At 64.7% G+C, this 11,210-nt stretch carries 11 protein-coding genes; 8 read left to right on the top strand and 3 right to left on the bottom strand.

The window, feature by feature from the left end; translation table 11 throughout:
• Window positions 1-315: iron-sulfur cluster assembly protein (locus EOA75_RS20605; RefSeq protein WP_164747470.1), on the bottom strand; the 315-nt coding region annotated here is incomplete at its 3' end.
• 209 nt (window positions 316-524) lie between these two features.
• Between EOA75_RS20605 and EOA75_RS20600 the strand changes: the two genes are divergently transcribed.
• On the top strand, window positions 525-902 hold the full coding sequence (locus tag EOA75_RS20600; protein WP_067324386.1) for a VOC family protein: 378 nt from the start codon (window positions 525-527) through the stop codon (window positions 900-902).
• A gap of 9 nt (window positions 903-911) precedes the next feature.
• Here EOA75_RS20600 and EOA75_RS20595 read toward each other — a convergent pair whose 3' ends face one another.
• Both EOA75_RS20595 and EOA75_RS20590 read right to left on the bottom strand, forming a co-directional pair.
• On the bottom strand, window positions 912-1,916 hold the full coding sequence (locus EOA75_RS20595; protein WP_067324384.1) for an inorganic phosphate transporter: 1,005 nt from the start codon (window positions 1,914-1,916) through the stop codon (window positions 912-914).
• A gap of 3 nt (window positions 1,917-1,919) precedes the next feature.
• Window positions 1,920-2,561, bottom strand: coding sequence for a DUF47 domain-containing protein (locus EOA75_RS20590; RefSeq protein WP_067003620.1), 642 nt, complete (start codon window positions 2,559-2,561; stop codon window positions 1,920-1,922).
• Between the two features lie 156 nt (window positions 2,562-2,717).
• Between EOA75_RS20590 and EOA75_RS20585 the strand changes: the two genes are divergently transcribed.
• The 7 genes from EOA75_RS20585 to EOA75_RS20555 form a co-directional block, all read left to right on the top strand.
• Window positions 2,718-3,617, top strand: coding sequence for a LysR family transcriptional regulator (locus EOA75_RS20585; protein ID WP_067003618.1), 900 nt, complete (start codon window positions 2,718-2,720; stop codon window positions 3,615-3,617).
• Between the two features lie 194 nt (window positions 3,618-3,811).
• Window positions 3,812-4,291, top strand: coding sequence for a formate dehydrogenase subunit gamma (locus EOA75_RS20580; RefSeq protein ID WP_067003616.1), 480 nt, complete (start codon window positions 3,812-3,814; stop codon window positions 4,289-4,291).
• Complete coding sequence (locus tag EOA75_RS20575; protein ID WP_127214952.1) at window positions 4,288-5,844, top strand: NADH-quinone oxidoreductase subunit NuoF; 1,557 nt, start codon at window positions 4,288-4,290, stop codon at window positions 5,842-5,844. The genes EOA75_RS20580 and EOA75_RS20575 overlap by 4 nt, the downstream gene beginning before the upstream one ends.
• Before the next feature lie 10 nt (window positions 5,845-5,854).
• Window positions 5,855-8,767: a formate dehydrogenase subunit alpha gene (fdhF, locus tag EOA75_RS20570; RefSeq protein ID WP_127325024.1), complete on the top strand. Its 2,913-nt coding sequence runs from the start codon at window positions 5,855-5,857 to the stop codon at window positions 8,765-8,767.
• A 2-nt stretch (window positions 8,768-8,769) separates the two neighbouring features.
• A complete protein-coding gene (gene fdhD / locus EOA75_RS20565; RefSeq protein WP_127325023.1) occupies window positions 8,770-9,600 on the top strand; it encodes a formate dehydrogenase accessory sulfurtransferase FdhD in 831 nt (276 codons plus the stop codon).
• Entirely contained in the window at window positions 9,590-9,904 is a 315-nt protein-coding gene (locus EOA75_RS20560; protein ID WP_095777573.1) for a formate dehydrogenase subunit delta, read from the top strand. Before fdhD ends, EOA75_RS20560 begins: the two co-directional genes overlap by 11 nt.
• 124 nt (window positions 9,905-10,028) lie before the next feature.
• Window positions 10,029-11,210, top strand: a 1,182-nt coding sequence (locus EOA75_RS20555) for an alpha/beta fold hydrolase (RefSeq protein WP_127325022.1), incomplete at its 3' end; no start/stop codon positions are given.

Genomic DNA, 11,210 nt, shown 5'->3' with positions numbered 1-11,210 from the left:
CTGGGGAGCAGGTCGTGGCGACGCTGCTTGCGAAGCCGGCCGAACCGGCGCCTCCATGCCGCCGCCCTTCTTCTCCGCCGTCAGCGCGACGACGGCGTTGGTGACGCCGGGGATCGCCTTGACGACACGCTCGGCGGCGGCGCGCAGCGGCTCCATCTCCTGGGCGCGGGCGGCGGGAACGGTAATCGAGAAAAACACCTTGGAATCGGCGATGAAAATCTCAGATACCAGGCCGAGGTCGACGATGTTGCCGGTGAAGTCCGGTCCATTGACCGTCCTCAGGCGCTCGATGACGGTTTCCTTGGTTACAGCCATGGTCTTTCCTCGGAGTTTGGCGTTCCAGATAGTGCAGTTTCCCGGCAGAACCAAGCCGTGGCGCAATGGCTCGTCCGGCGTGCTCCGGAAAACGACCGGTGGTGTCGGATTTGCCTAGCGCGTCCCGATCCGCCGATTGCCATGGCCAATCGATCCAGGGGCCCTATCTCGGTTGCCATGAGCGACGGCAACCGGAAAAGGAGACTGTCATGCTCGCAAACAGCAACGCAGCGGCCAATGTGGCGGTGAAAGACCTTTCGAGAGCAAAGGGCTTTTACGAAGGAACGCTGGGCCTCAAGCCTGTCGACGACATGGCCGGAGAACTGATCGTCTACAAAAGCGGCGACACGGTGATCAACGTCTATCGTTCAGAATTCGCCGGTACCAACAAGGCGACGGCGTTGACCTGGACGGTCGGCGACCAGATCGGTGCCATTGTCCAGGCGCTGAAGTCGAAGGGCGTCACCTTCGAGCGCTATGAGATGCCCGGGCTCACGCTCGAGGGCGATGTCCATGTCGGCTACGGCATGAAGGTCGCCTGGTTCAAGGACCCGGACGGCAATATACTGTGTCTTGCCGGCGAGTAGATTTCAGCCTCAGACCGCCAGGCGCGTGACAAAGTAAGTCAACGCCGAAATCGCCGCCGTCGCCGGCAGGGTGATCACCCACGCCACGACAATGTTGCCGGCAATGCCCCAGCGCACAGCCGAGACGCGGCGGGCAGCACCCACGCCGATGATGGCGCCGGTGATTGTATGCGTGGTCGAGACCGGGACACCGAGCCAGGTGGCGGCGAACAACGTTATCGCGCCGCCGGTCTCGGCGCAAAAACCTTGCATCGGGTTCAGCCGAGTGATCTTCGATCCCATCGTGTGCACGATGCGCCAGCCGCCGAAGAGCGTGCCCAGCGCCAATGCCGACTGGCAGGTGATGACCACCCAGAACGGCACGTGGAAGCTCTGGCCGAGCATGCCTTGCGAATAGAGCAGCACGGCGATGATGCCCATGGTTTTCTGCGCGTCATTGCCGCCGTGCCCCAGCGAATAGAGCGAGGCAGAGAAGAACTGCAGGACGCGAAAGCTGTTATCGACCGCGAACGGCGTCTGCCGAACGAACAGCCATGAGACGATGAGGATAAGGACAAGCGCCAGCACGAATCCGGTCGCCGGCGAGAGCACGATCGCCGCGGCCGTCTTGCCGAGCCCGGACCAGACGATGGCCCCCGGGCCGGCCTTGGCGACGCCGGCGCCGACCAACCCGCCGATCAGCGCATGCGAGCTGCTCGACGGAATGCCGGCGATCCAAGTGACGATGTTCCAGACGATGGCTCCGATGAGCGCGGCGAAGATCACTGCGGGGGTCACGATCTCGGCGTCGACGATGCCCTTTCCCACCGTCTCGGCGACATGCAGACCGAAGAACAGGAAGGCGATGAAATTGAAGAAAGCCGCCCAGAACACGGCATAGTGCGGCCTCAGCACGCGGGTGGAGACGATAGTCGCGATCGAGTTGGCGGCATCGTGCAGGCCGTTGAGGAAATCGAAGAACAGCGCCACGGCGACGAGGCCGACCAGCAGGGGAAAGGCGATCGCGGCGTCCATCTGTTAGACGTTCTCGATCGCGATGCCGCTGATCTCGTTAGCGACGTCCTCGAAACGGTCGACCACCTTTTCCAGCTGGCCGTAAATCTCCGAGCCGATCAGGTAGGCCATAGGGTCGCTGCGGCCGTGCCGCTTGAACAGGTCCTTCAGGCCCTGCTCGTGCAGGTCGTCGGCGCGGCCCTCAACGCGCATGACTTCTTCGGCGATGGCGTTCAGCCGCGCGGCGTTGGCGCCAACCTTGCCGAGCAGTGGGATGGCCTCTGCTACCAGGCGGGCGGCCTCGACGATGACGCTGCCCATTTCCCGCATCAGCGGATCGAATTCCCTCATCTCGAACAATTTCACCGTCTTGACGGCCTTGTGCATCGTATCGATGGCATCATCCATCGACTGGATCAGATCCTTGATGTCGCCGCGGTCGAAGGGCGTGATGAAGGAGCGCCTGACGGCAAGCAGCACCTCCGCGGTGATCCCGTCCGCTTCGTCCTCCAGATCGACGATCGTCTGGCACCAGCGGTCGATGTCCCGGCCCTGGAGAAGCTGCTCAAGCGCCTCGGCGCCGCCGACCACCGTGCGCGAATGCCGTTCGAACAGTTCGAAGAAGCGATCCTCGCGCGGCAACAGTCTGCGAAACCAACCCAGCATCTGCTCCTCCCTGCTTCCGCCTACCCCACATAGCGCCATGCGCGGCGCGGGAAAACAGATAAGCCGGCTCAAAGATGTGGATGAGATCCTATCGTTCATCCGCCTTGCGAAGCAAAGCGATTTCCCCGACCTTGGGCAGACCGTGGATCGGATGACATGATCGACAAGCTGGAATTCTTCATCGCTTTAGCCAGGGAAGAGCATTTCGGCCGCGCCGCCGAGGTGTGCGGCGTCACCCAGCCGACGCTGTCGGCCGGCATCAAGCAGCTCGAGGAGCAGCTCGGCGTCATGCTGGTGCTGCGCGGCTCGCGTTTCCAGGGTCTGACGCCGGAAGGCAAGCAGGTGCTGGTTTGGGCGCGCCGCATCGTCGGCGATTCAAGGACCATGCGCGAGGAGATGCGGGCGGCGCGCCACGGCCTGTCCGGCCGCATCCGCATCGCCGCCGTTCCGACGGCGCTCGCCATGGTGGCGCGGCTGACGACGCCATTCCGCGACAAGCATCCCGGCGTCACCTTTTCGGTGCTGTCACGGACCTCGATCGAGGTGCTGACGCTGCTCGGCAATCTCGATGTCGATGCCGGCATCACCTATCTCGACAACGAGCCGCTGGGGCGGGTAACCAGCGTGCCGCTCTATGACGAGCGCTACCAGCTGATCACGGCAGTCGGCAACCCCTATTCCGACCGCGACAAAGTGACGTGGGCAGAGATCAGCCAGTTGCCGCTCTGCCTGCTGACGCCGGACATGCAGAACCGCCGCATCATCGACCAGCATCTGGCGGAAGCCGGCGTGCAGGTGCGGCCGACACTGGAATCCAACTCGATGATCGTGCTGTTCTCGCATATCCGGACCGGCAAGTGGTCGTCGATCATGCCGCTCAACCTTGCGGAAACATTCGGCTTTTCCGAACCGATCCGGGCCATTCCGATAGTCGATCCGGATGCCAGCCACACGGTCGGGCTGGTGGCGGCGCCGCGCGAGCCGCACACGCCGCTGGTGCAGGCGCTGCTGGACGAGGCAATGGCGCTGGCAGACGATTTCCGTTCCCACCGCTAGGCTAGACAATGCGGGCTCAGCGTTTCTGATAGAAAATTTCTATCAAGCGACGAGACTGCTTTATTGATCTCGGAGGTTTCCTCTGATTTCATAAGGACTTAGCGATATTGCGCCCTGTGCATGTCGTTGCCCCAAAACCGCTCTATATTTTGGGGTGACATATGTGTTGGCGCCACGGCCAGGGAGGGCGCTGCATGCCGATGCAGCCTGCAAGTACCGAGATCGCGTCGCGCATAGCGGCGATCATCGAGGAATTGAAGGACCTCGAAGGTCCGTTGCTGCCGATTCTCCACGGCATCCAGGAAGAATTCGGACATGTGCCGCAGGCGGCGCTTCCGGTCATCGCCGACGGGCTGAACCTCTCGAGAGCGGAGGTGCATGGCGTCGTCACCTTCTATCACGATTTCCGCGCCAAGCCGGCCGGCCGGCATGTGCTGAAGCTCTGCCAGGCGGAAGCCTGCCAGTCGATGGGTTCGGAAGCCGTCGCCACCAAGGTCAAGCAACTGCTCGGCATCGATTTTCACGAGACCGCACGCGACGGATCGGTTACACTGGAGCCGGTCTATTGCCTCGGGCTTTGCGCCTGCTCGCCGTCGGCGATGCTCGACGGCGAAGTGATCGGCCGGCTCGACGACGAGAAGATCGAAGAGATCGTCGCGGAGGTGCGTTCATGATCCCGCGCATCTACATCCCTGCCGATTCCGGTGCTCTGGCGCTCGGCGCCGAAAAGGTCGCCAGGGCGATCGAGAAGGAGCTCAAGGAGCGCGGGGTCGAGGCCAAGATCGTGCGCAACGGCTCGCGCGGCGCCTATTTCCTGGAGCCGATGGTCGAGGTTGCGACCGCCGAGGGCCGCGTCGCCTACGGGCCGGTCAAGCCGTCTGACGTGAAAAGCCTGTTCGACAGCGGTTTCCTCAAGGGTGGCCATCACAAGCGCTGGCTGGGTGCGCCAGACAAGATCCCCTTCCTCGCCAAGCAGACGCGGCTGACCTTCGCGCGCTGTGGCGTCATCGACCCGCTGTCGCTCGACAGCTATAAGTCGCATGGCGGTCTGAGAGGCCTGCAGAACGCGGTCGCCATGGCGCCGGCGGACGTCGTGAACCAGGTGACCGAGTCCGGCCTGCGCGGCCGCGGCGGCGCCGGCTTCCCGACCGGCATCAAGTGGAAGACGGTTCTCGATACGAATTCCGAACGCAAGTATATCGTCTGCAACGCCGACGAGGGCGACAGCGCTACCTTTGCCGACCGCATGATCATGGAGGGCGATCCCTTCGTGCTGATCGAAGGGATGGCGATCGCCGGCATCGCCACCGGCGCGACGAAGGGCTTCGTCTATATCCGCTCGGAATATCCGCATGCGGTGGCGACGATGAACAAGGCGGTCGCGATCGCCCGCAAGGCGGGCGTGCTCGGCGTCAATGTGCTGGGCTCGCCCAACGCCTTCGACATGGAAATCCGCGTCGGCGCCGGCGCCTATGTCTGCGGCGAGGAAACCTCGTTGCTCAACAGCTTGGAAGGCAAGCGCGGCGTGGTTCGTGCCAAGCCGCCGCTGCCGGCGATCCAGGGATTGTTCGGCAAGCCGACGGTGATCAACAACGTGATCAGCCTGGCCTCCGTGCCGATCATCATGGACAAGGGCGCCGCCTACTACAAGGATTTCGGCATGGGCCGTTCGCGCGGCACGATCCCGATCCAGATCGCCGGCAACGTCAAGCATGGCGGCCTGTTCGAGACGGCCTTCGGCCTGACGCTGGGCGAAATCGTCGACGAGATCGGCGGCGGCACGGCTTCGGGGCGGCCGGTGAAGGCGGTGCAGGTCGGCGGCCCGCTCGGCGCCTATTTCCCACGCGCGCTTTTCGACACGCCGTTCGATTACGAGGCTTTTGCTGCCAAGGACGGGCTGATCGGCCATGCCGGCATAACCGTGTTCGACGACAGCGCCGACATGATGAAGCAGGCGCGCTTTGCCATGGAGTTCTGCGCCATCGAAAGCTGCGGCAAGTGCACGCCCTGCCGCATCGGCTCGACGCGCGGCATGGAGGTTCTGGACAAGGTCGCCGCGGGCATCGAGGCGGAGAAAAACCTCGCTCTGGTCACCGACCTCTGCAACACGATGAAGTTCGGATCGCTCTGCGCCCTGGGCGGCTTCACGCCCTACCCGGTGATGAGCTCGATCACGCATTTCCCCGAGGATTTCAAGCCGGCGCCGACGCGCGTGGCTGCCGAATAGGAGCTGGCAGATGAACATCAAAGCCGACTTCCCGACACTCATCGAAGAGATCGACTACGGAACGCCGGAGTCGAGAGCGGCGAAGCAGGTGACGCTGACCGTCGACGGGCAAAGCATCACCGTGCCGGAAGGCACCTCGATCATGCGCGCGGCGATGGAAGGCGGGGTCGAGATCCCGAAGCTCTGCGCCACCGACATGCTGGACTCTTTCGGCTCGTGCCGCGTCTGCCTGGTCGAGATCGACGGCCGCGGCGGCACGCCCGCATCCTGCACGACGCCGGTCGGCGAGGGCATGGTGGTGCGCACGCAGTCCGAGCGGCTCGATGCCATCCGCCGTGGCGTCATGGAACTCTACGTCTCCGACCATCCGACCGGCTGGAACGAGAAGGCCGGAACCGGCGCCAGCGAGTTCGACGCGGTTGCGGAGTCGGTCGGTCTGACCGAGAACCGCTACGGCGTCGAAGGCCGCAACCACGTCAAGGAAGAAGGCGGCGTGGCGCCCGGCCATGGCTCGCTGGCGGTCGACTACATCGCCCGCGATGAGTCCAACCCCTACTTCACCTATGATCCGGCGCAGTGCATCGTCTGCTCACGCTGCGTGCGCGCCTGCGAAGAGGTGCAGGGCACCTTCGCGCTGACCATCGAGGGCCGCGGCTTCGAGTCCCGCATGGTCGCCGGCATGCATGAGGATTTCATCGCTTCCGAATGCGTGTCCTGCGGCGCCTGCGTGCAGGCCTGCCCGACCGACGCATTGCGCGAGAAGACCGTGCTCGAGAAGGGCATGCCGGAGCGCTCGGCCGTCACGACCTGCGCCTATTGCGGCGTCGGCTGCTCGTTCAAGGCGGAAGTGAAGGGTGACGAAGTCATCCGCATGATGCCCTACAAGGACGGCAAGGCGAACCACGGCCATTCCTGCGTCAAAGGCCGTTTTGCCTATGGCTATGCCACCCACAAGGATCGGATCCTGTCGCCGATGATCCGGGAGAAGATCACCGATCCGTGGCGCGAGGTGAGCTGGGAAGAGGCGATCGCCCATACGGCAAAGGAATTCCGCCGCATCCAGTACCAGTACGGACGCGGCTCGATCGGCGGCATCACCTCCTCGCGCTGCACGAACGAGGAGACCTATCTCGTCCAGAAGCTGGTGCGGCAAGGCTTCCGCAACAACAATGTCGACACCTGCGCGCGCGTCTGCCATTCGCCGACCGGCTACGGCCTCGGCCAGACCTACGGCACCTCGGCCGGCACGCAGGACTTCGACTCGGTCGAATACACCGACGTCGCCGTCATCATCGGTGCCAATCCCGCTACGGCGCATCCGGTGTTCGCCTCGCGGCTGAAGAAGCGGCTGCGTGAGGGCGCCAAGCTGATCGTGCTCGACCCGCGCCGCACCGAGATGGTGAAGTCGGCGCATGTCGAGGCGGACTACCACCTGCCGCTGAAGCCCGGCACCAACGTCGCGGTGCTGACGGCGCTGGCCCACGTCATCGTCACCGAGGGCCTGTTCGACGAAGCCTTTATCCGCGAGCGCTGCGACTGGGCCGAGTTCCAGGACTGGGCGTCCTTCGTCGCCCTGCCGGAAAACAGCCCCGAGACGGTCGGCAAGCTGTCCGGCGTCGATCCTGAAGCGATCCGGGGTGCCGCGCGCCTTTACGCCAGGGGCGGCAACGGCGCGATCTATTACGGCCTCGGCGTCACCGAGCACAGCCAGGGCTCGACCACGGTGATGGCGATCGCCAACCTTGCCATGGCCACCGGCAATATCGGCCGTCCGGGCGTCGGCGTGAACCCGCTGCGCGGCCAGAACAACGTCCAGGGCTCCTGCGACATGGGTTCCTTCCCGCATGAGCTGCCGGGCTATCGCCATATCTCCGGCGAAGCCGTGCGCGACATCTATGAAAGCCTGTGGGGCGTGAAGCTGGACGAAGAGCCCGGCCTGCGCATCCCCAACATGCTGGATGCCGCCGTCGACGGCTCGTTCAAGGGCATCTACATCCAGGGCGAGGACATCCTGCAGTCCGACCCCGATACCAAGCATGTCGCCGCAGGGCTGGCCGCGATGGAATGCGTGGTGGTGCACGACCTCTTCCTCAATGAGACGGCAAACTACGCGCATGTCTTCCTGCCGGGCTCGACCTTCCTGGAGAAGGACGGCACCTTCACCAATGCCGAGCGCCGCATCAACATGGTGCGCAAGGTGCTGGAGCCGAAGGCCCGCTACGCCGACTGGGAGGCGACGCAGGAGCTCGCCCGCGCCATTGGGCTCGACTGGAACTACACGCACCCGTCTGAGATCATGGACGAGATCGCCAAGACGACGCCGAGCTTCGCCGGCGTCTCCTTCGAGCTGCTCGACCGTGTCGGATCGGTGCAGTGGCCCTGCAACGAGAAGGCACCGCTCGGCACGCCGATCATGCATGTCGACGGCTTCGTGCGCGGCAAGGGCAAGTTCATCCGCACCGAATATGTCGCGACGGACGAGCGGACCGGCCCGCGCTACCCGCTGCTGCTCACCACCGGGCGTATCCTGTCGCAGTACAATGTCGGTGCGCAGACCAGGCGTACCGAAAACGTCGCCTGGCATGCCGAAGATCGGCTGGAGATCCATCCGCACGACGCCGAGAACCGCGGTATCCGCGAGGGCGACTGGGTGCGGCTGGCGAGCCGTTCGGGCGAGACCACCCTGCGCGCGCTGATCACCGACCGCGTGTCGCCCGGCGTCGTCTACACGACCTTCCACCACCCGGACACGCAAGCCAATGTGATCACGACCGACTTCTCGGACTGGGCGACCAATTGTCCGGAATACAAGGTCACCGCCGTGCAGGTGGCGCCATCCAACGGCCCGACCGAGTGGCAGAGGGACTATAACGAGCAGGCCAAGCAGAGCCGCCGCATCGCCCCGCTGGAAGCGGCGGAGTAGTCTTGGCCGCGCGCCGCAAAGCCACGACGCAAATCTCGCGGCTGGCGCGTCGTGCCGGCGGCACGGCGGCTGCGAACCGCATGGTGCCGGAGGAGACGCCGGTCGCGTTCTCCTATGCCGGCACCACCCATGCGGTGATGATGGCGAGCCCGGCCGATTTCGAGGATTTCGCGCTCGGCTTCTCGCTCACCGAAGGCATCGTTGCCGACCCGGCAGAGATCGAGGCGATCGAAGTCGAGGATCTCGGCGCCGGCATCGACATCCAGATCAAGCTGAAGGACCGGGCCAACACGCGCTTCCAGGCGCGACGGCGCCGGCTTGCCGGGCCGGTCGGCTGCGGCCTGTGCGGCATCGAATCCATCGAGGAAGCGATGCGGTCGGTCGACGCGGTCGGTTCGTCGAAGCTTACGCTCGACGCCGAAGACCTCACGCGGTCGGTCAAGCTGCTGTCGAAGCAGCAGCCGCTGCACACCGAGACCGGGGCGGTGCATGCTGCCGGCTTCTACGTTCCCGGCAAAGGTATCGTGATGGCGCGCGAGGATGTCGGCCGCCACAATGCGCTGGACAAGCTCGCCGGCGCGCTGGCCAAAGCCGGCATCGACGGCGCGAGCGGCGCCGTCGTGGTCACCTCGCGCGTGTCGGTGGAGATGGTGCAGAAAACCGCCGCCATCGGTGCCCCGATCATCATGGCGGTTTCGGCGCCGACCGCGCTTGCCATCCGTACCGCCGAGTCCGCCGGCATGACGCTGGTAGCGCTGGTGCGCGGCGACGATTTCGATATTTTCACCCACCCGGAACGGGTGGCTTGCGGAGTTGCCAAGCATGTCGCATGACGAAGACCACATCGCCAGCACCAAGGAAAAGCTGGTGCGCATGGCCAATCAGATCGCCACCTTCTTCCATTCGAAGCCGCACGAGGAAGGCATTGCCGGCGTTGCCGAGCACATCAACAAATTCTGGGAGCCCAGGATGCGGCGGCAGTTCTTCGAGCTGCTGGACGGCGACCCGGAAGATTTCGACGAGCTGGTGATCGCCGCCTCCGCCAAGATCAAGCGTCCGCTGACGGCAGAGCAGGCCGACAAGAGCCTCGGTTACAGCAAGCCTGCGGAGGCCGAGGGCGCCATTCCGCACAAGTAGGGCCTCAGGGCCGCATCGGCGCCAAAGGTCTTATATTTCCGCTCTCTAAAGTTTCGCTGCCGCAAGCCGGCTGCCTCTGCTATGGTTGAGGACAGGAGATCGTCTGGCCGGGCGGGGTAGTTGCGTGAGGCCGATCGAGACCAGATATGCCCGTAGCGGGGATGTGCGGATCGCCTATCAGGTGGTCGGCCAAGGCTCGTTCGATCTCGTCTTCGTCCCCGGCTTCATCTCCAATCTCGACCTCCAATGGGAAGACGAGGGTTACAGCCGCCTGCTGAAGCGGCTTTCGGCTTTCTCACGGCTGATTCTGTTCGACAAACGCGGCACCGGGCTTTCGGACCGAGTGGACAACCGTCATCTGCCCGGCCTGGAAACCCGCATGGATGACGTGCGCGCGGTGATGGACGCCACCGGCAGCGGCCGCGCGGCGATTCTTGGCGCTTCGGAAGGCGCACCGATGGCGATGCTGTTTGCCGCTACCTATCCGGAGCGGACGCGGGCACTCGTGCTCTATGGCGGTTATGCGCATTTCCACAAATGGGTAATGCCGCCGGAGCGCCTGGAAGCCTTCATCGAGATTGCCGAGACTTGCTGGGGCACCGGCGCGACCTTGCCCAATTTCGCGCCAGGCCGGGTGGATGACACGCATTTCGCCCGGTGGTGGGCACGGTTCGAACGGCTGTCGGCCGGCCCGACGGCCGCGGCAGCCCTTGCCCGCATGAATGCAGACATCGACGTGCGCGGCATTCTGTCCGCGATCAACGCGCCGACGCTGCTGATCCATCGCCGCAATGACGCGCGCGTCGATCCGGAGGCCAGCCGCTTCCTTGCCAAGAAGATTCGAGGCGCCCGGCTTGTTGAGATACCCGGCCGCGACCATCCGATCTGGACCGGGGACGTCGACCGGGTGGCCGACCTGATCGAGGAGTGCCTGACCGGCCAGCCGGCGGTGGCCGACACCGAGCGGGTGCTTGCCGCGCTGCTGGTGACGCGCATCTTCGACACCGCCAAGCTGGGCGACCGCATGTGGAGCGAGCGCAGCCAACGCTTCCAGGAAACATGGCGGCTGCTGGTGGGCCGCCATGGTGGGCGGATTGCCGGCACACATGGCGAATTGATGATCTCTCGTTTCGACGGGCCGGCGCGCGCCATACGCTGCGCAGCGGCGCTGCGCGATGCGGCGCAGCAGATCGGCGTGGCAAGCGGGCAAGGCGTGCATGTCGGCGAGATCGAAATGCGCGGCCAGCCGGTCGGCCTCACAGCGCGGGTGACCATGCAGCTCGCCACCCATGCCGGACCCGGCGAC

This window comes from Mesorhizobium sp. M1A.F.Ca.IN.022.07.1.1 (assembly GCF_003997575.1).
In the GTDB taxonomy this organism is placed as follows: domain Bacteria; phylum Pseudomonadota; class Alphaproteobacteria; order Rhizobiales; family Rhizobiaceae; genus Mesorhizobium.
Note: the sequence above shows the minus strand (reverse complement) of the source record. Positions and strands in the feature narration are given on the sequence as shown.